22 protein-coding genes are annotated in these 23,178 nt (G+C 40.6%); 11 read left to right on the forward strand and 11 right to left on the reverse strand.

Going from position 1 to position 23,178, the window contains the following annotated elements; translation table 11 throughout:
• Nucleotides 1–20 precede the first annotated feature (20 nt).
• Nucleotides 21–1,283 carry a hybrid sensor histidine kinase/response regulator gene (locus tag ABM313_RS04790; RefSeq protein ID WP_434686543.1) on the reverse strand — a complete coding sequence of 421 codons (1,263 nt, stop codon included), beginning with the start codon at nt 1,281–1,283 and terminating at the stop codon, nt 21–23.
• A 202-nt stretch (nt 1,284–1,485) separates the two neighbouring features.
• On the opposite strand from ABM313_RS04790, the gene ABM313_RS04795 reads away from it, so the two are divergent.
• The 3 genes from ABM313_RS04795 to ABM313_RS04805 all read left to right on the forward strand — a co-directional run bounded on the left by ABM313_RS04795 (nt 1,486) and on the right by ABM313_RS04805 (nt 4,169).
• The gene (locus ABM313_RS04795; RefSeq protein WP_434686544.1) at nt 1,486–2,238 is read left to right on the forward strand and encodes a glycosyltransferase; all 753 of its coding nucleotides are present in this window, start codon (nt 1,486–1,488) and stop codon (nt 2,236–2,238) included.
• Nucleotides 2,239–2,490: 252 nt separating this feature from the next.
• Nucleotides 2,491–3,591, forward strand: a complete 1,101-nt coding sequence (gene mltA / locus ABM313_RS04800; protein WP_434688367.1) for a murein transglycosylase A — start codon at nt 2,491–2,493, stop codon at nt 3,589–3,591.
• Between the two features lie 317 nt (nt 3,592–3,908).
• Nucleotides 3,909–4,169, forward strand: a complete 261-nt coding sequence (locus ABM313_RS04805) for a hypothetical protein (RefSeq protein WP_434686545.1) — start codon at nt 3,909–3,911, stop codon at nt 4,167–4,169.
• A 48-nt stretch (nt 4,170–4,217) separates the two neighbouring features.
• Here the strand turns inward: ABM313_RS04805 and ABM313_RS04810 are convergent, their stop codons facing one another.
• The gene (locus tag ABM313_RS04810) at nt 4,218–4,772 is read right to left on the reverse strand and encodes a cupin domain-containing protein (protein WP_434686546.1); all 555 of its coding nucleotides are present in this window, start codon (nt 4,770–4,772) and stop codon (nt 4,218–4,220) included.
• 110 nt (nt 4,773–4,882) lie between these two features.
• Nucleotides 4,883–5,485 carry a sigma-70 family RNA polymerase sigma factor gene (locus tag ABM313_RS04815; protein WP_434686547.1) on the reverse strand — a complete coding sequence of 201 codons (603 nt, stop codon included), beginning with the start codon at nt 5,483–5,485 and terminating at the stop codon, nt 4,883–4,885.
• A 136-nt stretch (nt 5,486–5,621) separates the two neighbouring features.
• Between ABM313_RS04815 and ABM313_RS04820 the strand changes: the two genes are divergently transcribed.
• Both ABM313_RS04820 and ABM313_RS04825 read left to right on the forward strand, forming a co-directional pair.
• The gene (locus tag ABM313_RS04820) at nt 5,622–6,272 is read left to right on the forward strand and encodes a ferritin-like domain-containing protein (RefSeq protein ID WP_434686548.1); all 651 of its coding nucleotides are present in this window, start codon (nt 5,622–5,624) and stop codon (nt 6,270–6,272) included.
• 67 nt (nt 6,273–6,339) lie between these two features.
• Nucleotides 6,340–7,563, forward strand: coding sequence for an MFS transporter (locus ABM313_RS04825; protein ID WP_434686549.1), 1,224 nt, complete (start codon nt 6,340–6,342; stop codon nt 7,561–7,563).
• 114 nt (nt 7,564–7,677) lie between these two features.
• Here the strand turns inward: ABM313_RS04825 and ABM313_RS04830 are convergent, their stop codons facing one another.
• The 6 genes from ABM313_RS04830 to gvpA form a co-directional block, all read right to left on the reverse strand.
• Entirely contained in the window at nt 7,678–8,247 is a 570-nt protein-coding gene (locus tag ABM313_RS04830) for an IS630 family transposase (RefSeq protein WP_434683804.1), read from the reverse strand.
• 24 nt (nt 8,248–8,271) lie between these two features.
• Nucleotides 8,272–8,751, reverse strand: a complete 480-nt coding sequence (locus tag ABM313_RS04835; RefSeq protein WP_434686550.1) for a helix-turn-helix domain-containing protein — start codon at nt 8,749–8,751, stop codon at nt 8,272–8,274.
• Nucleotides 8,752–8,925: 174 nt separating this feature from the next.
• Complete coding sequence (locus tag ABM313_RS04840; protein ID WP_434686551.1) at nt 8,926–9,258, reverse strand: gas vesicle protein; 333 nt, start codon at nt 9,256–9,258, stop codon at nt 8,926–8,928.
• Entirely contained in the window at nt 9,258–10,139 is an 882-nt protein-coding gene (gene gvpN / locus ABM313_RS04845; RefSeq protein WP_434686552.1) for a gas vesicle protein GvpN, read from the reverse strand. Before gvpN ends, ABM313_RS04840 begins: the two co-directional genes overlap by 1 nt.
• On the reverse strand, nt 10,136–11,170 hold the full coding sequence (locus ABM313_RS04850) for a hypothetical protein (RefSeq protein WP_434686553.1): 1,035 nt from the start codon (nt 11,168–11,170) through the stop codon (nt 10,136–10,138). The genes gvpN and ABM313_RS04850 overlap by 4 nt, the downstream gene beginning before the upstream one ends.
• Before the next feature lie 246 nt (nt 11,171–11,416).
• Nucleotides 11,417–11,635, reverse strand: a complete 219-nt coding sequence (gene gvpA, locus ABM313_RS04855; RefSeq protein WP_009626980.1) for a gas vesicle structural protein GvpA — start codon at nt 11,633–11,635, stop codon at nt 11,417–11,419.
• Between the two features lie 385 nt (nt 11,636–12,020).
• On the opposite strand from gvpA, the gene ABM313_RS04860 reads away from it, so the two are divergent.
• The 4 genes from ABM313_RS04860 to ABM313_RS04875 all read left to right on the forward strand — a co-directional run bounded on the left by ABM313_RS04860 (nt 12,021) and on the right by ABM313_RS04875 (nt 17,512).
• Nucleotides 12,021–12,245: a DUF3285 domain-containing protein gene (locus ABM313_RS04860; protein ID WP_434686554.1), complete on the forward strand. Its 225-nt coding sequence runs from the start codon at nt 12,021–12,023 to the stop codon at nt 12,243–12,245.
• A 439-nt stretch (nt 12,246–12,684) separates the two neighbouring features.
• Nucleotides 12,685–13,176 (forward strand): rRNA maturation RNase YbeY, encoded by a 492-nt coding sequence (gene ybeY, locus ABM313_RS04865; protein ID WP_434686555.1) that lies wholly within the window; start codon nt 12,685–12,687, stop codon nt 13,174–13,176.
• Between the two features lie 341 nt (nt 13,177–13,517).
• On the forward strand, nt 13,518–14,012 hold the full coding sequence (locus ABM313_RS04870) for a diacylglycerol kinase family protein (RefSeq protein WP_434686556.1): 495 nt from the start codon (nt 13,518–13,520) through the stop codon (nt 14,010–14,012).
• A gap of 197 nt (nt 14,013–14,209) precedes the next feature.
• Nucleotides 14,210–17,512 carry an efflux RND transporter permease subunit gene (locus tag ABM313_RS04875; protein ID WP_434686557.1) on the forward strand — a complete coding sequence of 1,101 codons (3,303 nt, stop codon included), beginning with the start codon at nt 14,210–14,212 and terminating at the stop codon, nt 17,510–17,512.
• Nucleotides 17,513–17,695: 183 nt separating this feature from the next.
• On the opposite strand, the gene ABM313_RS04880 is transcribed toward ABM313_RS04875, so the two are convergent.
• Nucleotides 17,696–18,412: a pyridoxine 5'-phosphate synthase gene (locus ABM313_RS04880; RefSeq protein WP_434686558.1), complete on the reverse strand. Its 717-nt coding sequence runs from the start codon at nt 18,410–18,412 to the stop codon at nt 17,696–17,698.
• A gap of 309 nt (nt 18,413–18,721) precedes the next feature.
• On the opposite strand from ABM313_RS04880, the gene ABM313_RS04885 reads away from it, so the two are divergent.
• Nucleotides 18,722–19,987, forward strand: a complete 1,266-nt coding sequence (locus ABM313_RS04885; protein WP_434686559.1) for an aminotransferase class I/II-fold pyridoxal phosphate-dependent enzyme — start codon at nt 18,722–18,724, stop codon at nt 19,985–19,987.
• A gap of 33 nt (nt 19,988–20,020) precedes the next feature.
• On the opposite strand, the gene ABM313_RS04890 is transcribed toward ABM313_RS04885, so the two are convergent.
• Nucleotides 20,021–21,286, reverse strand: a complete 1,266-nt coding sequence (locus ABM313_RS04890) for a two-component system response regulator (RefSeq protein WP_434686560.1) — start codon at nt 21,284–21,286, stop codon at nt 20,021–20,023.
• Nucleotides 21,287–21,646: 360 nt separating this feature from the next.
• On the opposite strand from ABM313_RS04890, the gene ABM313_RS04895 reads away from it, so the two are divergent.
• Nucleotides 21,647–23,173, forward strand: a complete 1,527-nt coding sequence (locus ABM313_RS04895) for a DUF3086 domain-containing protein (RefSeq protein ID WP_434686561.1) — start codon at nt 21,647–21,649, stop codon at nt 23,171–23,173.
• Nucleotides 23,174–23,178: the final 5 nt, after the last annotated feature.

Genomic DNA, 23,178 nt, shown 5'->3' on the forward strand with positions numbered 1-23,178 from the left:
AGCTCTTTAAAATTGGCAAATTATTGATCTAGAAGTCCTTTGTCAGAAATTGGTAAAATCACTGTAAATTTAGTGCCAATATCTAACTGACTTTCTACAGATATTGAGCCATCGTGAATATCAATACAGTTTTTAACAATCGATAGTCCTAATCCAGTACCAGGTAATATTCCCACATTTTTACCACGATGGAATGCCCCGAATAGATGCTCTAAATCCTCTTCAGGAATGCCAATACCATGATCACTAATGATAAAAATTACCTGATCCTTCTCGACAGTAAGTTGAAAGTCAACTATTTTATTTTGTGGAGAATATTTAATTGCGTTTGTGAGGAGATTAGTCAAGATTTGGCGCAATAATTTCTCATCCATTTTCACAATTAGCGGTGGGAGATTGTTTTGAAGATGAGGGTTTTCAATTGATATATTATTTGAAGATATATAAATAAATGAATTAAGAATATAATCTTGAGCAAAAGTTCTTTGCATCTGACGTAACAGTTGGCTACAAAAGCTTAAAAGATCAAATTTAGTCAGATTTAATTTTGCCTTGTTTGTATTACTTCGACTCAGAAATAATACATCCTCCATCAGCTCTGTCATATGTTTAACTTCTGATTGGATTTGATGCAGTTGTTCAACCTGTTCTTCTTTTGTCCATTCGTAATATTCCAACAACTCTGATGCACTTTGAATCGTTGTTAGCGGTGTACGGAATTCATGGGAAACTACTGATATAAAGTCCGTTTTCATTTGACTAAGTTCGCGTTCATGTTTAAGCGATCGCGATAATACCTCAGCCGAAAGTTGTAACTGTTCATTCTGCTCTTGCAGCTTTTTTTGTAATGAACATAGTCGCAAGTGTGTTTCGATGCGAGCTAATACTTCAATTAACTGAAACGGTTTGCTAATATAGTCTACCCCACCTACAGAGAATGCTTCTACTTTCTCAGATGGCTCTTCGATCGAACTGATAAAAATAATTGGGATATCTTTAGTTAATGGATTAGATTTTAATCTTGTACATACTTCATAGCCATTAATATCAGGCATCCGAATGTCTAATAAAATAATGTCAGGTAATAGCTGGTTAACTTGATCTAATGCTTCTAATCCACTAGTAGCTTGTTGTACTTTATAACCTTGCCTAACTAACATCAATGATAAAAGTTGAATATTATAAATAGTGTCATCAACTATGAGAACAGAAGCATTGTTTATCTGTTGAGAGTTTTCAAATTGATCGATTTGTTCAGGTTGATTTAAGCTTTGATTTGTCATAATTGATGCCTTTATTTTATCGCTATACTTTTTGATAATATTTCTTAATAGGTTAAATAAGATTTAAAGTGAGCTTTTATACTCCACTCAAATTTTCAATTAAATGTATTGCTATCCTAATTCATTTGAAAGATTAAAATAATTTGGGAAAGGTCTCGCCTTTGGGACGACATTTCCTAAATTATTTAGGATTGCTATACTTATGCGCTTGTCTATAATTTTGCCTTGTCTTAATGAAATTCGGCATGGGTATTTAGACCGAATTCTCAAAAACTTAGCTGATCAATTGGTTCCTAAAAATTGTGAAAAAGAAATTATTGCTGTGGCTAGCGCCAGTGATGATGGGACTGAGCTAGTTTTGGAATCCTATGCAACCCGATCGCCTGAAATCCAAGTTGTGCGATCGCTTGCCAACAATCGCGCCCAAAGGCTAAATGATGGGATTGCTGCCAGTACAGGCGACATAATTTTGCTACACCATCCTGCAACACTTTTGCCTGAAGGTATTGCCTTGCAACTAATTGAGCAGAGTTTAGGATCTGGCGGTGATTGGGGAGGATTTTGTCATAGTTTTGATTCTGCACATTGGTTATTGGACTTTACGTCTTGGTATTCTAATAATGTACGTCTTAGACAAAAAGGCATCGTCTATCTTGATCACTGTCCGTTTATAAAGCGCCAAGTTTTAGCTGAAATTGGACATGTGCCCGATCTCGATATTTTTGAGGACACTGTGTTAAGCGATCGCCTATGTCAATTCTCAAAGCCAGTGCTAGCCCAAGGCAAGGTAATTACCTCCGCAAGGCGGTTTCATCAGAGGGGAATATATCGTCATGCAATGCTTAATCAATTGTTAAAAATTTGCTATCACTTCAACATTGATCCAAGTTGGCTCAATCGTTTGTATGAACAAAAGGCTAGTATTAACGTCAAGTATGATGAGCAAGTCAAATAAAACCCGAATATTAAATGAGCGTAAATTACTCATTTAATATTCGGGTTTTGGATTGTTGATTAGCAAAGACTATTTAATGAGGAGTTTTTAAGGGTGATTGGTTCCCATAGTTTCGGCAAAAGTAAATATGACCAATTAAGCAAGACCAAGCGATTTCCAAAGCAAAAGTCTTGGACAGCGACCCTATATCGGGGTGGGGATATCTTATTTGCAACTTGGGTCGGGCTGATCTGTGCCGTGCCACCTTGCTATATGCAAACCCATTTTCAAAGCCCTGCCGAAGCAGCCGAACTAAAACTTGCTCAAGCTATAGTACCGATTGCCCCCAGAGCGGTTAATCCGCTTACCCTTGATATTACTGACGATCTCTTAGAAAGCGATCGCCCTAATCTCTTGCAGGCGATTGATCATAGTATTCAATATATTCGCACTCCATCGGCTGCTAAACGCTATCCTGTGGCAGGCATTAGTCAAGAGTTGATGGAGCGAAGCTTGGTTAGGTTTCGTCGGCTTGTGCAGGTATCTCGCACTGCCAAAGATTTACAGCAAGCAGTAAATCGCGAATTTGTTCTCTATCAGTCAGTTGGAAATGATGGTAAAGGTGCCGTCCAGTTTACAGGCTATTACGAAGCAGTATATAAGGCAAGCCGTACTCGCACCGATAAATTTAAATATCCGCTCTATCGACTACCACCTGACTTTGATCGGTGGCAATCGCCCCATCCCACCCGTGCCATGCTCGAAGGTAGTAAGCGGTTAGCAGGATTGGAAATCGCATGGTTAAGCGATCGCTTCCAAGCGTTCTTAGTGCATGTGCAAGGTTCCGCAAGATTTGAACTACCTGATGGCAACTTATTGACCGTTGGCTATGCAGGTAAAACCGATCAGCCCTATCGCTCAGTTGGGGCTGAGCTAGTTCGTGATGGCAAGATGCGTCTCGAGGATGTGACTTTACAAACCTTGATCGAATATTTTCAAAAAAATCCCCAAGATTTAGTCATGTATCTAAATCGTAACCCTAGCTTTGTCTTTTTCCGCGAAACCAATGGTAAGCCCGCAACTGGCAGTCTAGGAGTACCAGTCATTGCAGAGCGCTCAATTGCCACCGACAAAAAAATCTTCCCCTCTGGCGGTATTGCACTGATCCGTACTGAAATTCCCTTTGAAAATCCCACCACAGGTAAACTCGAACTTCGCCAAGTGCAGCGTTTTGCCCTTGATCAAGATACTGGTGGTGCAATTCGTGGGGCAGGTCGTGTGGATATTTTTATGGGTACAGGCGATCAGGCTAAACAACGAGCTGGGCTAATCAAAGGTGATGGCGAATTATATTATCTTGTATTAAAGAAATAAATCATTCCATCACAAGCGATCGGAGGATCAAATTCTTTTTTATTAGAGAATATACTCACACCGCAAAATGGTGTGGCATGTATCCTCTCATAGCAATTCATGAAAGGGTCGCCACACTATAGCCATTTGTGGTGTGCTTCGCACGCCGCAAATGGCAGACAATAGCAACTTATTGTTCGCTTTCGTCGAACTGACGGTAAAAACACAACATGGCTTATCTATTTTGTGTTTTGGGACTAGTTAAATGAAAAAAAAATTCAAGAAGGGTTCCGTGCCGTATTTCTTGAAAATATTGCCTGTGATAGTTGGAGAAGTTTATGCCACAAGTCAATCCTTTTACGATCAGAATGCAAGTTGCAAGGATGTTTGAGCAAGGTCAATCATTATTTGCAGAACTCAAAGTCCAAGACTGGCTCAAAGAGCGCAATCATAATCCTAAGGATTATGTAATTTGCTTCCATCAAAAAATGGCTCCCGTCGGCTCTAATTCGTCAGTGATAATAGAGATAGAACTCAAGCGTAAAGATGGTCAGCCAGTTGATGAATGGTTATTACAGGAAATTAATCGCCAAAGCTAAAGACTTAATCTGCACAAAATCTAGTTGAAAAGCTTCTGGCAAGGAGATTTAAAGAAAAACGTCATCTAAAGATGTGCGAACAAAAAACATGCAACCTGCGATCGCATAGGGTGAATGCATAGAACCAGCCGCCGAATAAATATGATCACCAGCCTTGTAGGTAATGCCGCGATCGATTAACTCGCCTTCGATCATAAAAATTTCTTCCCCAATAGCATGATGATGTAGTGGATAAGAAACATCTACTTCTGCACGAATTAAAGCAGATATTTCTCGTTGATCACGATCAACATTTATTACAGCCATCACTAAACCTTGGACAGGATGCTTCCGCCATTTGAGTTCTGTTGATCGCTTTGACATAATATCTAAAACTTCAGCTTCTATCTGAATACGCTTGAGTAACCTCTGTTTGAGATTGACAGGCACTGTCAGAGATGGCTGAGCATAAGCAAGAGTTGCGGCAACGTCCTGTAGCGATCGCAATTCTTGCTCTATTGCAGGTGATGTGGCGGCGAGTTCCTCTATAAATTGCATTTCTTGAGGGGTGCTCGCTGTAAGTGCAGTTAGTGCTAATAGGTCATTGATGTCTTCTTGGTTCATGCAGTTTAGTTCCCCATTCTCAAGCTTTTAGTTTTTTGAATTTTCTTAATTTGCTGTTTAGCTTTATATTGCTTTGCATTATGGCTGTTCTTGATTTTTGTTAGCGTTCCCTAAAAACTAAACCATTCATCACCAATCATTTCTCGTAACTTTTTTAGTCCTAGACGAATGCGAGTTTTTACAGTACCAAGGGAAATACCTGTCTTTGCTGCAATTTCACTATGACTAAGCCCTGAAAAATAGGCAAGTTCCAATGCTAGACGTTGTTCAGCAGGAAGATTGTCGAGACAAGATTTAATGTAAATACTTCTCTCTTGGATCATCGCATCATTTTCAGGACTGTCTGTCTGCCAATGCATTGTCAATGCATCTTCAGAAGCGTTGACAACTTTATCCAACCTTGCCTGATTGCGTAAGCGATCTAAAGCGCGGCTACGGGTCAGCATAAATAACCATGTATCTACTCTCGCCTTTTGAGGATTGTAGTTTTTGGCAATTTTCCATACTTGAGTGAATACGTCTAAAACTATCTCTTCGGATTCCTCTGAAGATTTAAGAATGCGATAGGCGATCGCATAAATGACCCTAGAATAGCGATCATAAAGTAGTGATAGTGACGCTTGATCGCCATTAGCAATTTGATGAATAAGTGCAACTTCATCAAGTCTACTTTCATAATCAATTTTCAAAACTTGGCGATCGCATGAATCCAATGCTAGATCCTCTCCGTATTCTTATACAAATCAGCGAACACTAAAATTTCTAGCTTTAGTTCAATTAGAAACTATTTATCGCGATCGCTGATTCAACGCAACTGACCTTCAACTATATAACATCACAATAAAAACCATGTCTAGACCAGAACAATCTTCAGGTTCAGCTTCGCGCCGACAATTAATCAAAGTTGGTTTGTTTGGGGCGATGGGTATTGCGAGTGCAGCAGCAGTTCCAGAAGTTATGGCGAAGATGCCAAACAAGAAAGATGTCATGAGCGACATCAAAGTTTTGAATAATGCCTTGTTTTATGAGCATCAAGCAATTTGGGCCTATGGGTTTGCCGCAGGTAAACTTACCAATAGTAATGTGGGTAAAGCAGTTTTAGCGATCGCCTTAGCCAACCAAGCTGATCATAAAGCTCATCGAGACTTGCTTACTAGTGTGGTTAAGCAGCTAGGTGGTGTGCCTGTGATGGCAAAGACTGAATATCTCAAAACCGTTACCCCTTATATCGAAAAAGGTGAGGGGAATTTGGACTCTGATGTGAATATTGCTAAGCTTGCCCTTGCCTTGGAAGTAGATGCGGCGATCGCCTATGGACTGGAAGTTGCAACCCTCAAAAATCCTGATCTCATTACCGCAGGTGCAAGTATTGGCTCCACTGAAGCGTCCCATGCAACCGTAATTCGGGCTGCATTTCAATCCTTGGGCGTAAGTCTCAATGTAGTACCTGCACCTTTTGTCAGTAAAGATACCCGTGATGCTTGGATTATCAAAGTGTAAATAATTGAAAAAAAGCCTTGCAAAGCAAGGCTTTTTTTCAATTGTGCGGTTTTCTCTGGAGTGAAACATGAATGTTACAACTAACGCTCACATCAATTCCCCAACCAAAATTATTTGGCGACAAGTTTGGGGGCTAGCCGCGTTATTAGCAGCAATTACCTTCAGTTGGATTGCCTATGGATTTTATCAGCCCAAAATTTTGGCAAGGATTGGATTTGTTGATTTAGCTCTATGGTTAGGCATTTTTCAGGGTTTACTTGGCGCGATTGTTGAACCAGTTGTAGGCTGGTTTTCTGATCGTGTTCTGAGACGTTTTGGAAGCCGATTACCTCTAATTGTTGTGGGCGTGACTTTAGCAGGACTAATTTTTGTGATTGTTTCGTGGCTAGTTGAAACGCAACTCTCAGAGGGAATGCGCTGGATCGTGCCTGTGCTAATGACAGTTTGGGTGATTGCGATGATTATCTTTCGCGGTCCTGCGATCGCTTTGTTACAGGGATTTGCGCCAACTAATCAATTACCTAAAGCCAATGCTGTTTTGGCTCTTGTCTTGGCTATTACTAGTGCAACTAGCCCGATTTTAGGATTGCTCCTCAAACAGATTGGTGCATCCATGACTTTTATCTTGGGAGCGATCGCTCTATTAATGGGTTCAGTACTTCTGTGGTCATCAAGCCCTCGCCACCTAGTCACAGCCACAAGTCCAGAAGTCTCTACTCCAAAAGCAATTACAAAATCTGTGGTTATGTATGCTTTACCTTTTGTGGTTGGACTAGGTTCTGGGTTAGAGATTAATTTGCTACTCCATGTCTTACCCCATAGTCTTTTTCAGGCAATTGGCAATCTTTCCGTTGAATATGTCCAATCGGGAATTCTATTAGTTGCTGGGCTGTCTACATTACCTTTGCGATCGCTATTTCGCAGACAAAAAGTAATATGGGGAATGGGACTAGGATTAGCGGCGATCGCTAGTTGTCTTACGCTAATATTACTGAGCCAAAATGGTATTTATTTAATAGCGATTGGAGCGATCGCCTCCGTTGCTCTTGGTTTAGTCTTGACTAATACGATTCCCCTTGCGCTATCTATGGTTGATCCTAGTCAGGCAGGATTCGGAACAGGACTATATTTTGGTGGTAGTGGTATGGCAACCGCTCTATTTGCAGGTTTAGTTGTAACTCAAGGAGAAATTCTTCCCCTCTATGGAGCTATGCTAAGCATATTTGCTTTGGTGATCTCTGTACTCTGTTTGAATAATACCAAATCACAAAATGGCGTAGCCATTTTGTGATTTTAAAACCCTTACTGGGTTTGGTTTTTAATTCCCGAAAGTGTAGCCACACTTTCGGGAATTGGTATAAGTTCGCACATAGTCACTAAGTAGTCAAGCATAAGTAATACCAAATCACAAAAGAGAGGCAACAGATAGAGCATCCAGTATGGAATCTCTACCGACAAGAGAAGCAATTACAGATTTAGTCATTTCGGAGAGACGATTCTTGACCAAAAGCCGCAACTCATCCATATTTTTGGGTAAAGAAAATCTCAACCCTTGCTTCAAATGTAGCCAAACCCGCTCAATTGGGTTTAATTCTGGAGAATGAGCAGGCTGAAATATCAAAATGATATTGTGAGGTAATCGTAAACGCTTAGCCCGATGACAACCAGCCTGATCAACTTGCAAGATAATTATGCTGTCTGCAAATTTCTCTGATACAAGGTCTAGAAATATTTGAAAACAGTCAGTGTTGAGATGACTAAATTCATAGAAAAAGCTTTCTCCCGTCGCAGGTTCGACGATGCCGTATAACCATGTAGCCTGAAACTGCCACTGGACTTTTGCCTTGGGTTTGACCCCACGAGCCGTTATTTTACGACCACTGATGGTTTTCAAACCAATCCTTGTTTCGTCTTGACAAAAGAATCGGACTTTTCCCGTTAATCCCAACACGGTCACGGCATACCATGCCACCATGGCTAGGTTATCCGAGAGTTTTTTTTATATATTCTCGCGTTGCCCTTGGTTTTGACTGGCGCTATAGGGACGGGCTACCTTTGGTTTTGCCTTCATTCGGTAATGCACCAAGTCATGCACATTTTTATAGGTACTTTCGATTCCTAGTTTTTCCTGTAGCCATTGTCGTATCTCTCCGTAGCTATTAAATCCTTTTTCCTGTTGCAGTTGTTTGTCCAGTGCTTTTTGCGCCCAATCTGGGATTTTGGGTATTCTGCCTACTCTTGGTTTATGGCTTAGTATTCCTGCTATTCCTCCCTCTCGATATCCTCTGATCCACTCTTGCACTGTGCTACGGTTTCTCCCGATTAGTTGAGCGGCGGCTTGCACTGTGCCAGCTTGCTTGCTTTTCAGTAAGTACAATACTTGCACTCGTTCTTTATCTGAGCCTGTTTTCTGCCGCCCTAGCATCTCTTTTAGCTCTTCTTCGCTTTCACTTATTTCTAATCTATATACCCCTGCCATTTTGTTATCCTCTTTCTCCTTTTTCTCTTATATCATCTGTTGCCTCTTCTTTGTGTTTTGGTATAAACTTAAAACCCATATTCCTGTGCCGCCCACGTAGCGGGCGGCACAGGAATATGGGTTTTGTTTATAACTATGCCGAGATGCTTAGAAGCTTAGCTTTCTTTAGTGTTTTTAGTTGTTGCCTTCTAACTGCTTCACTGCGGCTAGTTCTCTTTCTAAGAGATTGACTCGTTCTAGCAATTGTTGATTAGATGCAAGTAGCTCTTGAGTTCTTGAAGACAAATAGGGATCTGACTCCCACCAGTTAATGCCAATCTCTTTTGCTTTATCAACGGAAGCAACTAACAAACGAATCCTGATGCTCAGCAATTCCACACTGCCTACGGACACTGTGATATCACCAGCAATGACGATTCCCTTGTCTAATACTCTTTCTAGAATATCCGCAAGGGAAGAGCCAGTTGTGCTGGTTTTAATTGCTTGAGGTTTCAGCGCTTGAGACATTAAGGTATTTGATCCAATAATTTAGCGAGTCCGAGTTCTGATTCAGGCTTACCATCACCATAGCGAGAAATTAGGACATCAAAGCAGAGATCTCGAAAGTCATCATCTTTGCCAGACACAGGAATCTCATGCTCATGACAAATTTTACCAATCAGTAGACAGGCTCGTAAGCTCGACGCTTTACTACATTCCACCTGACGACGAAAGCCACGAATTAAGTTGATTAATTTCAAAGCTTGAGTGCGATCTAGTCCAACCCGATTTACCAAAATTTGCTTTTCGGTTTCCACATCGGCTTCGCCAACGTTAATCGTGATCATCCGATCAAGTAGCGCATCTTGAGTGGGATGAACTCCTGCATATTCCTCAGGATTAGAAGTAAAAATGGCACGAAACATTGGATGTACGCGCACATATTCTGATTGAGAACTATCTGGTGGCAAGACAATCAGCTTTTCTTCAAGGGCGCTGAGCAGAACGTTATTTACCTCTGGGCGCGATCGGTTGAACTCATCGTAAATTAACGTAAATCCTTCTTTAGCCGCCAAGGTAAGGCGTGAATCTGACCAGCTTTGACGCAAATCATCTTCAACTTTTAGAACGGAGTGGATATAGTTATCGACAACTTTTTTGCGAGTATAGCCTGAGTTAGAGCCGATCAGTTGTGACGATCGCAGATCCTCATCACCATAGATCAACACCATTGGTCTACCAACTAACCCCGCAAGATGCATTGCCAATGTCGTTTTACCAGTACCCGCAGGTCCACGCAAATGGATTGCAAAACCAGACTGTAAATAGCGCAGCGCCCGACGAACTATTTGCTTGGTGAAGTCAGTGCTAACAAACTGACGAGCATTAGCATGGAGAACTGTGGTCATGTTGAGGAGCCTTCTGCCATTTGCAGCAGGGTATTAAGGATATCCGAAGGATCAACTTTCAAAGTGTTGGCTCCTTGAGCTAGTAGATCTCTGACCGTATCGCGATCATTGACAACTTCTAGCAGACTAGAGTTTGTCGATAGTTGGGCAACGTAGTCAACCACAAATTGCTCGATTTTGCCAGCAGGTTTAGGTGCTTCTTTGGCTTCGACGGGTTTGGCGATCGCAGGTTCGGGTGCTGAAGTAACTACACTTTCAGATTTAGTATTTTTCTTTTTGGGTTTAGAACTGGAACTTTCTGAGGCATCAGGAGACTTTGTGGTGTCTTCCTGCTTTGGCTTGGCAACAGGTGGGTTAACCACAGCAGTACGAGAGCCTGACCAAACTGAATTGGTGAGATTAGAACGAAAAGCTTTTAATTTTAGAGCTTGGGCTTCAGCTTCAGCAAGGCGACTTGCCTCAATTTGCGCTAACGACGCTTTGACATTAGCTACGCGATCGCTAAATTCTTGCGATCTTTGTTGTGCATCGACAGTTGCATTGGTAAGACGGGTTTTAGTTAGATCGTCTAGTTGCATTTTTGTCAAAGCAGCACGATCTTGAACTAGTTGTTGGCGTTGCGCTAGGCTCGCTTGACCAGCTCGAATCCGAGCTTTGCGAACATGTTTTAGCTGCGATCGCATTTTAAAGGTACGAGTTCTGACCTCTTGGGCGCGTTGCTCACTATCTTCTGCGGCTTGCTCAGTACGAGTAGTATTAAGAGTCTCCAAGTATTCCGATACTTGAGCCGCCCGATCTTGAATCTCTTCCCTCCGAGATTCTAAGGCATTTTCAGCGATCGCTTGTCTGCCTTGTTCCCACGCAAGGCGAGTTTGCTCAGCATGAGCTAAATATTTTGCAGTCGCTTCTGCTTGAGCTTGCAAATCTCTTTCTCTTTGATCCTTTGCTAATTGCTGTTCAGCCAAAAAATCCGCTCTATCTTGTAACCGTCTCTGTCTTGCTTCTGCAAATTCTTGCATCAAAGAAGCCATAACGTTAACCTCAAATTCACTCTTTCAAATCAAAATTCTAAACTAAACTTTCTCAGCGCCGCAATTTTCAAGTTTCATAAAATAGTCCCCCTTCCCACCGTATAACTACCCTGCCAAAAATCTATTGCTTTGTCAGCAAGAAACTGACAAGATAGTTTTTAGTGTGAAGGGGGTAGAAAAGAAATCGGTAGGCTAATAATCTATTGTTTAGTGACTTACTACTAGCATTGCTAGTGGCAAATTTTACTAAGCAGCAGGTACTGCCGCCGATGCTGTTAGTCCAACAGCTTCAGCATACTTAAGGTATGTTTCCACTGAGGCGATAACAACACGAGCTTCGATTGATAATAGTTCGATTCCCACCAAAGAGACTCTCACCCATGCATCAATGACAATGCCCTTATCCAAAATACGATCGATGACTTCCGCTAGACTAGAGGAAGAGTTGACTTTCTCGACTGCCATAGTAATATTCTCCTTGAGTTAACTATGTTAGGCATATAAATTCTGCCTGTGCAAACTGTACTATACAACAGCAAAATTACTTATACTTATTTTGTATTAATTCTTTTGCATTTGCTTATCTTTCTCTATAGAGAGAACATGTCTAATTTTATAAGATATTGTGAATATTGATGATAAACTTTCTTTAAGAGGATGCAATTAAAACAGAAATATTTTTTTCTGTCGATTACCAACGATGATCGATTGCTAAAACTATGGGCTAACTAAAAGTAATTAATACAGTAAATTAACTTGAAGAAAATAGATTACAGGCTTTTAGAACTAGCTATTTTTTTGAAATTACTTTAAAATTAATATTGAATATATACTAATTCTTGATTAATCCATGAATAGCGATTCTAATAATTTATCTAATTCCAGATCAAACAATACTAGTAGTCAAGCAAACAATCAAGCCTTTAATGCTAACAATCAAAAAGAGCAAGACAGTTTTGTAAAACTTGCGATGAGGAATATGGTCAAGAAAGGTAGCACATCTCTATTCCATTTCTTTTTGACAGTCTTTGGGGTGATTGGAGCTTTACTAGGATTGGCAATCATCTTTCACTAGGAATTTGATCATGCTTGCTCAATCAAACTAGTCAATGAGAGTCATGCTTTAGATCAAAAGTTAGTAAAATATTAAAAATAACAAGTTTAGAGAATTGACAAAGCAAATAAATTCTTTTGCATTCTCATATTCGTAGGTTGGTTGTTAAAGATTGCTGTTCATAAATTAATTTGTTTCTTTGTCTGTACATACTTTAAACAATCACAATCAATTGATTGTGATTGTGATTGTTTCGTTGACCAGACTCGAATCTTTATAAAGCCTAATTTATTTGTAGACAGCAAATTAAATTTTCTCTTTAAAGAAAATGACAAAAGTTGCTATGTATCATGCATGACCAACTTTTGCGGACAAGTTGAATTGGTTCTTGAATTAAGAATGTCACAAGTTGCTAATTTTTTGTAGTTTTTTGTTGTTTAGCTGATGGGACTGTAGAGCGTTGAGTATTGATTTGTATTGTGAAATCTATCCTGAAGTTGCTGACTGCCATCCAATCACCGTAGAGCAATGGCAGGAATGGTTTGCTAAATGGGAAACCTATCTTGTTTCTGAACAGGCGATCGCGGATGGAGAGTATGAGCTATCACTTGCCGTTACTGACGATTTGACAATTCAACAGTTAAATTTGCAATACCGTCAACAGGATCGTCCAACTGATGTTTTGTCTTTTGCATCTTTAGAGTCCGATATTCCAGAGATTCCCAATGATGACTCTGGTTATATTGAACCAACTTATTTAGGAGATATCATCATTTCTCAAACCACAGCAATTTTTCAGGCTGAGGAACGCGGTCATTCGCTAACCTATGAACTCGCTTGGCTAGCAGCACATGGTTTGTTACATTTACTCGGTTGGGATCACCCTGACGATGAAAGTTTAGAGGTCATGCTAAAGCAACAAGATCTGATGTTGCAGCTAATTTCGTTGTGACAATATTAGAGGTGCGCCTCTAAGTCAACCTCAGTTTGGATTAATTTCAAACTGTCTTGGTAGAAAGGGGGCGTTCCGCGCCCCCTTTCTACCAAGACAGTAAAAGCTTCACGAAGCTTTTACTGTCTTAGCTTTTAAAATTTTGCAGATTATCCCGAAATCACGATAAGTTATGGTCAGAGATTCGCTCTAACCATAACTTATCGCTCCTAAATCAATGTAAAAATTAGTAAACAATTACTTAAGTATTTTTGTCCGTAATTTGAGTAAACTGATTCTCTAGCGTTAGAATCTTTGAAGTTTTTGGCAACTGCTGGCAAAGTCTATTGGAAATAATCTCCATGAACAACGATTTACCGCTATCAAGACTATTTTTGTTTAAATCGCCTTTCTTAACTGAGCAAATGACAAAGACTGATGATTTGGAAACACCTGAGCAGACTTCTGCTCAACGTAGTGATTCTTTTCAAATTGCCACAAATTTACTACTCAGTTTTCAATATGCTGGACAGGGTGTTGGCTATGCTTTTCGTACTCAGAGAAATTTTCGGATTCATTTGATTATTGGCGCGATCGCCTTATCTCTGAGTCTTTACTTTCACCTTTCCGCCGTTGCCTGCTCGATTATTAGTTTGACGATCGCCTTAGTTTTGGTGCTGGAGCTGTTGAATACAGCTTTGGAAGCGGTAGTCGATTTGACTGTGGGACGTGAGTTTCATCAGTTAGCCAAAATTGCTAAGGATTGTGCGGCTGGTGCGGTGCTAATTGCCGCGATCGCTGCTTTGATGATTGCTAGCGTGCTATTATTGCCCAATATTTTGTCAGTATTCTTCTAAAGTTTAAAGGAATTATTTACAACCCTTCTATCGGTTTATACCAATTCACAAAAGTGTCTTCACAATTTTGTGAGTTAAACACCAAATCCAATCAAGGTTTTAAAAACACAAAATGGCATAGTCATTTTGTGTTTTGATATTACAGCAGTCGGTGGCTAGGCTTACTTCCGAAACTATTAATTCCTAAATCTCTGACCATGCTGCTATCAATTTCTGACTTTTTTATCAGACGACCCGTATTTGCGACAGTTTGCTCTGTTGTGATCACATTATTGGGAGCAGCTTGTATTTTCTTGTTGCCTGTTGCTCAGTATCCTGAAATTACACCTCCCAAAGTTACTGTTAGTGCTAACTATGTTGGTGCTAATGCGGAAGTTGTAGAATCTACAGTTACGAACATTCTTGAAAGAGAACTAAATGGAATTGAAGGAGTCCGCTACATTACTTCCACTAGCGCTAATAATGGAACTAGTTCCGTTGATTTGGTCTTCGATTTAGGTAAGAATAAAGATCTCGCAGCCGTTGATGTGCAGAATCGTGTTTCTACGGTGGAGTCGCAGCTACCAGGACCAGTGCAGCAAACTGGCGTAAGAGTTAGTAAAGAATCTTCAGGTTTCCTATTTGCGATCGGTGTATATGCTGAAAAAGGAGAATATGACGATCTCTATTTGAGTAACTATGCTGATCTTTATATTGTTGATGCGATTAAAAAGGTTAAAGGTGTTGGGAACGTTATCATCTTTGGTGAACGTAAATATGCCATGCGTGTTTGGTTAGATCCCAATCGCCTATCGGCGCGAGGACTGACTGCTCAAGATGTCGTATCGGCAATTCAGCAGCAAAACTTACAGGTGGGTGTTGGTCAAATTGGACAGCAGCCCAATTTACCTGATCAGCAGTATCAACTTTCAATTTCAGCAACGGGAAGATTAAAAAGTACAGAAGAGTTTTCGGAAATTGTAATTAGAACCGCTAGTGATGGCTCACCAATCAAACTGCGTGATGTTGGTCGAGTGGAATTGGGAGCAGAAAATTATGGCTCGTCATTACGATTTAATGGAACTAGAGGTATCGGTTTAGGTGTATCCCAGTTACCTGATGCTAATGCTTTAGACGTTGCCCATGCCGTCAAGAAAGCGCTGGAGGAGTTAAAACCTAGTTTTCCTCCAGGGTTAAATTATGAGGTAGCTTTTGACACAACTACTTTTATCGAAGCTGGTACGGAAGAAGTACTTATATCGCTCTTAATTGCGATCGCTTTAGTCATCCTAATTATCTTTTTGTTCCTGCAAAACTGGCGATCGACCTTAATCCCTGCTGTTGCTATTCCTGTGGCTCTAATTGGGACATTTATTTTTATCAAACTCCTCAATTTCAATATCAATACCCTGACTCTTTTTGGTTTGACTCTTGCTACTGGATTGGTGGTTGATGATGCGATCGTGGTGGTTGAAGATATCACCCGTCGCATTCAAGAAAAAGGAGAGAACCCCATCCAAGCCGCGATCGAGTCCATGAATGAATTACAGGGCGCGGTAATTGCTAGTTCCTTGGTGCTGATTGCTGTATTTGTCCCTGTTGCTTTTTTCCCAGGCACGACTGGGCAATTGTATAAACAATTTGCGCTGACGATCGCCTTTTCGATCACAGTTTCCACTTTTAATGCGCTGACACTTTCGCCAACCTTAGCAGCTTTATTGCTGAAGCAAGAGCAACTACGGAGCAATTGGTTTTTTGATCGGGTGAATTGGGTAATTGATGGTACAAGGCATAACTATCAGTGGTTAGTTACGAAATCAACTAATTTCAAAGGGATTGTAATGATCTTCTTTGTGATCTCCCTTTTTATGACCTATTGGATTTATACAATTGTTCCTAGAGGCTTTTTACCACAAGAAGATCAGGGCTATTTTATTACCATCGTTCAAGCTCCTGAAGGCGTATCCCTCAACTACACCGAAAAGGTGTTAGAGAATATTGAAGGGATCATGCGTCGTAAAGATGAAAAGGGTGAACCTGTTTATCCTGAAATTGCGAATATTTTTGCAGTTGGAGGATTTAGTTTTAGTGGAAACACCCCTAATAATGGGATCGTATTTGCAACGCTAAAGCCTTGGAAAGAGCGATCGCGATCGGCAGATAGCATCATTGGTGGTATGGTTCCTCAACCCTTTGGATTATTACCTGAATTAATTTCCATTAAAGAAGCTTTTGTCATCCCCTTTCCGCCACCAGCAATTCAAGGGCTGAGTAATTATGGTGGTTTTGAGTTCCAATTACAGGATAAAGCAAACCAAGGTTTTCCAGAAATTGAGCAAACGATGGGAGCTTTGTTAGGTAGAGCAAGTACCTATCCCGATCCTAGTCGCCCAATGCTGGCAGGATTACGCCCCAATTTCAATGGCAATACGCCACAACTAACAGTGGAAGTTGATCGTATTAAAGCAAATGCTTTACAAGTCTCTTTACAAGATATTTACAGTACTTTGCAGACTTTATTGGGTTCGCAATATGTCAATGACTTCAATACCTTTGGTAGAACCTATCGCGTTTATGTCCAAGCTGATGCTAAGTTCCGTTCTAATCCTGACGATATCAATAAACTTTATGTGCGATCGCAAACAGGACAGATTATTCCCCTCAGCAATTTGGTAAAAGTGACCCAAACTGTTGGTCCCTCGATTATCAATCACTATAATCTTTTCCGTTCCATCCAAATTACTGGCAATACCGCTCCTGGAGTCAGTTCTGGACAAGCGATCGATATTATGGGTAAGCTTGCTAAAGAAGTGCTCCCTAAGAGTTTTGGTTATGAATGGTCAGGATTATCTCTTGAAGAAATTGGCTCTGGTAATAGTGCCTTCTTTATTTTCGGTTTAGGTATTGTATTTGTATTTTTAGTGCTCGCTGCTCAATACGAAAACTATATTGACCCAACCATCATCATGCTCACTGTTCCACTTGCAGTTTTGGGAGCGCTCTTAGCAGTGATGTTTCGAGGTCTATTCAATCCTAATTTTGTCAATGATGTATATACCCAAATTGGTTTGGTGATGCTGATTGGTATGGCAAGTAAAAATGCGATTTTGATTGTGGAATTTGCTAACCAATTACAGGAGCAGGGATTGAGCATTACCAAAGCAGCAATCGAGGCTTCGCAGCAACGGTTGCGCCCAATTCTGATGACTGCTTTCTCTACAATTATCGGTATTTTCCCTCTGGTAATTGCTACAGGAGCAGGGGCAGCAGCTCGGCAGTCAATTGGCACTGCGGTCATGGGTGGTATGTGTGTAGCGACTTTGTTGAGTCTATTTATCGTTCCGATTCTATACATTGTCGTTAAGAAAATTGAGGAACGGATGAAGATCGGTTTACATCGTCCTAAGCATAGCGAACTAGCGATCGCCGCCGAGTTTTATGAAGGTGGTTTGCATGGCGACTCTTTGAATGGCAATCATTCGGCTGAAGACTATCAAGAAGATAATAGTCCGAAGCCTTAGTTGTCACTAGGACTTACTACGCAAATAAACCAAGAACTCAAGTTCTTGGCTAAAAGCTCAAGTCCACTGAAGTGGACTACAGAATAATTTAAATTAACCCGTTGAAACGGGTTTGAGCTTTTAGCCCGCACTTGAGTGCAGGGCTACTAATCATAAAAGAAGGGGCGCGAAGCGCCCCTTCTTTTATGGATTTATTAATTCTTTCATTTCACGAATTGCTCTTTCTAAGCCAACTAATACAGCCCGACTGATAATGCTATGTCCAATATTTAATTCCTCCATTCCAGCAATTTGAGCCACCGCACGGGTATTCCAATAGGTTAGACCATGCCCTGAGTTGAGCCTCATTCCTAGCTCGATCGCTAATGCTCCACCTTTAGTTAATACTCCTAACTCCCGTTTAAGCTCTTCTTCATTTTTAGCATTGGCATAAGTACCCGTATGTAACTCTACTAATTTTGCACCAGTTCTTGCCGAAGCTTGAATTTGTTCTGTTTCTGCATCGACGAATAAACTGACAGGGATACCTGCTCCTTGTAATTGGTGGACAAATTTACCTAAGCGATCGCATTGGGCTTTCACATTTAATCCGCCCTCAGTTGTAATTTCTTCACGACGTTCAGGTACGAGCGTAATGTAGTCAGGCTTCACATCAAGAGCGATCGCGACCATTTCAGGAGTAGCCGCCATTTCTAAATTTAGGCGAGTCCTTACAGTTTGCCGCAGTAGACGTACATCACGCTCTTGGATATGACGACGGTCTTCACGCAAATGTACAGTAATACCATCAGCACCTGCTAGCTCGGCGATTACAGCCGCAGCCACAGGATCTGGTTCAGTCCCTCGACGAGCTTGGCGAATAGTAGCAATATGGTCGATATTTACTCCTAGCGTAGGCAAGGCTTTTTCCTCAAAAAATTTAAAAATATATTATTGCTAAGGATGACAGAATTTTAGGGTTAGGATGGGCAGCGCTTCGCACTGCCTATCCTAATCTCTTAAAATATGAATATTTCATAGTGAAGTAAGAGATTCGTGTTTCTCTCTTATTTTGGAAACACTAATTCATAACTTCATATGATACTAGAACAAATTTAAGCCTAGAGAGCAAAAGCAGCATTTTCTATCTTTATTTAGTTTCTAGGCTTGCTAGACAAAATCATTCATCTTCGCGTAGGATCATAAGCCGCCAAAAAAAATCCGAAATAAATGACCTCTGACAAAATGAAGTTGCTGGTTGCAAAAGCCGTTACTGCTCTTGCACCGACTTTTAACCAAATCGATCTCCATGTAAAAAACAATCTCGAAAGGGTTTTACAAGCTTTTCGCGATCGCCGTGTGGGAGCGCATCACTTTGCGAGTGTGTCAGGTTATGGACATGGAGATATGGGGCGCGATGTTTTGGATGAGGTTTTCGCACAAGTAATGGGAGCAGAATCTGCTGCGGTGCGCGTGCAATTTGTTTCAGGAACCCATGCGATCGCCTGTTGCTTATTTGGGATTTTGCGCCCTTTAGATGAGTTACTATCGGTTGTGGGTGCGCCTTATGACACTCTCGAAGAAGTGATTGGCTATCCCCTTACCACTGACAGTGAAGGAACAGCCTACGCAGGTTCACTCAAAGATTTTGGTATTACCTATCGTCAAGTAGAACTCACACCCGAAGGAAATGTAAATTGGGAGGCTCTGGCAAAAGCAGTCAAACCTCAGACTCGTATGGTGTTAATCCAGAGATCCTGTGGCTATGCATGGCGGCAAAGCCTTTCCATTGAAGATATTGAAAAAATTATCAAATTAGTCAAACAGCAAAATCCAAATACTGTCTGCTTTGTTGATAATTGTTATGGTGAATTTATTAGCGATCGCGAACCAACATCTGTTGGAGCCGATATCATCGCAGGCTCTCTAATTAAAAATCCTGGTGGCACGATCGCTACTGCAGGTGGCTATGTGGCGGGCAAAGCTGAATATGTGGAACTAGCTGCTCAAAGGCTTACTGCCCCTGGGATTGGACGTGAAGGTGGAGCAACTTTTGATCTCAATCGATTGCTCTTTCAAGGGCTATTTCTTGCACCGCAAATGGTTGGGGAAGCAATGAAAAGCAGTCATCTCGCCGCCTATGTGTTTGATCAATTGGGTTACAAAGTTAAGCCGCTTCCCTTTGAGCCTCGTCGTGACATCATTCAAGCGATTCAACTCGGAAATCCCCAAACACTAATTGAATTTTGTCGCAATCTTCAGCGATTCTCACCAATTGATTCCTATGTTGATCCAATTCCTGGGGAAATGCCTGGTTACGTTAGTCAGTTGGTTATGGCAGGTGGTACTTTCATCGATGGTAGTACCTTGGAGCTATCAGCAGATGGTCCTTTACGTGAACCTTATACAGTATTTCTTCAAGGTGGAACCCATTGGACACATGTAGCGATCGCCCTTGAAAATTTCCAAATTGATGATTTATCACAAGCACAATAAACAATTAGTGGTGCGTGGCTTTGCCACGCACCACTAATTGTTTATTGTGCTTCCAAATGTTGTATTACTTGCTAGCAGATTAGAAGCTGGTTCAGGTTCGAGTGGCTCCGAGAATAAATAGCCTTGACCGAAGCATTCGTCTAGAGAAGAATTAAATAAAGTTTTTAACATTGCTAATTGTAGAGGTGTCTCTATACCTTCAACCACAACACTCTTTCCTAACGTAAAAGCTAATGTCCCGATTGCTTTGACAATAATCCATTCTTCATTGTTAATAAAGGAACGATCTATTTTGAGAATGTCAATAGGAAAATCAGTTAGCCTTCTCAGTGATGAATAGCCTGTGCCAAAATCATCAATACAGAACTGAATTCCTAAATCTTTAAGCTGGTGGAGAATTTGTAAAGTGCGATCGCGATCGCCCATGACTGTACTCTCAGTTATTTCTAGTTTGAGACAATGTGGACTGATCTGATATTCACTTAAAATCTCACGAACATATTCCACTAAATTAAACTCTGACAGTTGCTTTGTCGATACATTTACACTCATCGTTAAATTAGTGTAATTAGGTAAAGATTGCTGCCAAACTTGTAATTGTTGACAAGCAGTACTTAACACCCACCGCCCAACTGGATAAATTAAATCTGTTTTTTCGATAAGATCAATAAAATGAATAGGAGAAAGTAAACCTCGCTCTGGATGTTGCCAGCGAATTAAAGCCTCAAAACCAGTGATTAAATCAGTCTGAAAATTAACAATTGGCTGATAGAACAATCTCAAAGCTTGACAATCTATAGATTCTTTTACCTCTGAGTATAAATCCCAGCTAAATCCCGTTAGCGTAGAAATCTCTTTCTGTAAACTAATATTTTGAGTTTCTAAGAGCTTAGTTTGTTCTAAAAGTTGTGCTTGTAAGGAACTTACTCGTAAATGAGTTTCTACCCTTGCCAGTACTTCAATTAAATGAAATGGTTTATTAATAAAATCAATACCACCTATAGCAAATGCTTCTACTTTCTCTTCTACATTTTCAATTGCACTAATGAAAATGATGGGTATTTGCTGAGTAATTGGATTATTCTTAAGATTACTACAAACTTCGTATCCATCCATTTTAGGCATCTTGATATCTAATAAAATCAAGTTTGGTATCCTTGTGTTGGCAAGCTCGATTGCTTCGATTCCATTTGTAGCTTCCAAAACCGAGTAGCCTTGATTAGCCAGCATAATTGATAGAATTTGCAAGTTATATCGGGTATCATCAACAACAAGAATAGTAATATTACTTTTATTCATTAGAAACGGAAGATTTAACCAATCAATTATTAATCATATAGCATTTCCCCTTTCTGTTATAGCGTTTTGCAAATGATTGCATACTCATTTGCAAAACAAAAAATAATCACTATAAGGGTTGAGTTTTTCCATTTTGTCGTAACCAAAATAAAAACCGCTGTAGTTGTAGATTAACATGAGAAAAATGTGGTTGTTAATGAGAGCCTGTTGATGAGAGGCTAAGGTCTTACACTTATTCATAAAAGTAGGATGTCAAAACTTAGATAGTAAAACTTGGCAATATGTTTTCAGTAACCTCATAGATATTCGCTATATTAAAAATTGGTATAAAATAGGTAAGCACGATGCGATGAGAACTTTATGGAGTCCGATCAGTTGTCTGTAGAAGAAAATTTACAGGAAAGTTTACAAGAAAATTTAGATCCATCTCACCAAGGAGAATCCCCTGAAGCGATCGCGATGTTAGCTAATAATGGCGCAGTCAATGAGGTCGATGAATTTATCGATGAGTCTATAGATGAAAATGAAAATATTCAGATAGAACAAGCTACAACCGACAAAAGCCTTGAGCAATCCCTTGGCTTTGAAGGTAAGGACATGGAGACTGAGGTGTTTATCGCAGCAACTAGTGCAGAACTTGAACAAGAAACTCAGCCACAAGGAAGTTTAGATACCTCAGAAATATTAACAATCATTGATCAACTAAAGCAAGAAGAGTCTGAACTTAGAGCAGAGCTAGATCTTCTTAAAACAGCCAAGTCTAAAATTTTACAAGACCAGTTAGATGATTTACAGGCAGGTATTATTCGCTTAGCCCAAGCTGATGTTGCTCGACTCGAATATCAAAAGCAAGAATTGCAATCGGCGATCGCTGTTCTGGAAAAGCGAAAGGAACGTCTTGATAAAGAAATGACTAGTACCTATGCAGGTACATCCCAAGACATTGCAATTCGTGTGCAGGGATTTAAAGACTATCTTGTGGGTAGTTTGCAAGACTTGGTGGCTAGTGCGGAAAAATTAAATCTTGTTGCAACCTCTACTCAGCCTGTAGTGGAAACAATCCTCCCTCAAGAAAAGCAACCATCCAAAGAACCTGAACCATTACGACTGTCTGAGCAAACTTTTGCAGAATATAAACAACGGGTTGATCAGCTTCTAGATCGTTATCGTACCCTGCCTGATTACTACGGACCAGCATGGAAACTCAGACGTACTTTTGAACAAGTCCATGCCGATCGCGTTTCTAAGTGGTTTTTTGAGCAGTCTGGACGTGGCGCAATCCGCACGATGGGAACACGGTTACAAAATATTCTCGTCACCTCAGCATCTATCTCTGTCTTAAAAGCTATTTATGGTGAAAAATTGCGAGTACTAGTCCTTGCAACTTCCCCCGAACGTCTAGGCGAATGGCGACGTGGTTTTCAAGATTGTCTAGGCTTGACCAGAGAGCATTTTGGTTCTGATAAAGGGATTGCTTTGTTTGAAGATCCTGAACCTTTAGCAACTAAAGGCGATCGCCTTGTCAAAGAAGGGCTAAACCCCCTAGTGGTTATTGATGAATCTGAAGAATTGATCTCGGTAGATTTGCTGCGGTTTCCTCTGTTGATAGCTTTTGGCGGTGCACCTGAAGCGAAACCTGCGGCTCCCTCAGCTTATATGAATCGTGATAGTAACCGCGAAAGCCAAAACAATCGTGATTACGTCCGTGAGTCACCACGCGACAATCCGCGAGACATGGGGCGCAACTATGCTCCTAAAGAACGAGATAATCGTGATTATGGTTCACGGGATTATTCAAGTCGTAATTATGGCGATCGCGATCCTCGTGATACTGGCTATGGAAATAGTCGTGGGCGTAACAATCAAGATTCTGATTGGGACTGGTAAAAAAA

It is taken from the genome of Pseudanabaena minima str. Chao 2107, assembly GCF_051131155.1.
In the GTDB taxonomy this organism is placed as follows: domain Bacteria; phylum Cyanobacteriota; class Cyanobacteriia; order Pseudanabaenales; family Pseudanabaenaceae; genus Pseudanabaena; species Pseudanabaena minima.

What these genes read in the sequence shown, in the direction of transcription:
- ABM313_RS04810 (WP_434686546.1), bottom strand. Translation starts at nt 4,772, where the DNA reads ATGAACCAAGAAGACATCAATGACCTATTAGCACTAACTGCACTTACA.
- ABM313_RS04820 (WP_434686548.1), top strand. Translation starts at nt 5,622, where the DNA reads ATGTCTAGACCAGAACAATCTTCAGGTTCAGCTTCGCGCCGACAATTA.
- mltA (WP_434688367.1), top strand. Translation starts at nt 2,491, where the DNA reads ATGCAAACCCATTTTCAAAGCCCTGCCGAAGCAGCCGAACTAAAACTT.
- ABM313_RS04790 (WP_434686543.1), bottom strand. Translation starts at nt 1,283, where the DNA reads ATGACAAATCAAAGCTTAAATCAACCTGAACAAATCGATCAATTTGAA.
- ABM313_RS04805 (WP_434686545.1), top strand. Translation starts at nt 3,909, where the DNA reads ATGCCACAAGTCAATCCTTTTACGATCAGAATGCAAGTTGCAAGGATG.
- ABM313_RS04875 (WP_434686557.1), top strand. Translation starts at nt 14,210, where the DNA reads ATGCTGCTATCAATTTCTGACTTTTTTATCAGACGACCCGTATTTGCG.
- ABM313_RS04890 (WP_434686560.1), bottom strand. Translation starts at nt 21,286, where the DNA reads ATGAATAAAAGTAATATTACTATTCTTGTTGTTGATGATACCCGATAT.
- ABM313_RS04860 (WP_434686554.1), top strand. Translation starts at nt 12,021, where the DNA reads ATGAATAGCGATTCTAATAATTTATCTAATTCCAGATCAAACAATACT.
- gvpA (WP_009626980.1), bottom strand. Translation starts at nt 11,635, where the DNA reads ATGGCAGTCGAGAAAGTCAACTCTTCCTCTAGTCTAGCGGAAGTCATC.
- ABM313_RS04835 (WP_434686550.1), bottom strand. Translation starts at nt 8,751, where the DNA reads ATGGCAGGGGTATATAGATTAGAAATAAGTGAAAGCGAAGAAGAGCTA.
- ABM313_RS04870 (WP_434686556.1), top strand. Translation starts at nt 13,518, where the DNA reads ATGAACAACGATTTACCGCTATCAAGACTATTTTTGTTTAAATCGCCT.
- ABM313_RS04840 (WP_434686551.1), bottom strand. Translation starts at nt 9,258, where the DNA reads ATGTCTCAAGCGCTGAAACCTCAAGCAATTAAAACCAGCACAACTGGC.
- ABM313_RS04895 (WP_434686561.1), top strand. Translation starts at nt 21,647, where the DNA reads ATGGAGTCCGATCAGTTGTCTGTAGAAGAAAATTTACAGGAAAGTTTA.
- ABM313_RS04850 (WP_434686553.1), bottom strand. Translation starts at nt 11,170, where the DNA reads ATGGCTTCTTTGATGCAAGAATTTGCAGAAGCAAGACAGAGACGGTTA.
- ABM313_RS04885 (WP_434686559.1), top strand. Translation starts at nt 18,722, where the DNA reads ATGACCTCTGACAAAATGAAGTTGCTGGTTGCAAAAGCCGTTACTGCT.
- ABM313_RS04830 (WP_434683804.1), bottom strand. Translation starts at nt 8,247, where the DNA reads ATGGTGGCATGGTATGCCGTGACCGTGTTGGGATTAACGGGAAAAGTC.
- ABM313_RS04825 (WP_434686549.1), top strand. Translation starts at nt 6,340, where the DNA reads ATGAATGTTACAACTAACGCTCACATCAATTCCCCAACCAAAATTATT.
- gvpN (WP_434686552.1), bottom strand. Translation starts at nt 10,139, where the DNA reads ATGACCACAGTTCTCCATGCTAATGCTCGTCAGTTTGTTAGCACTGAC.
- ABM313_RS04795 (WP_434686544.1), top strand. Translation starts at nt 1,486, where the DNA reads ATGCGCTTGTCTATAATTTTGCCTTGTCTTAATGAAATTCGGCATGGG.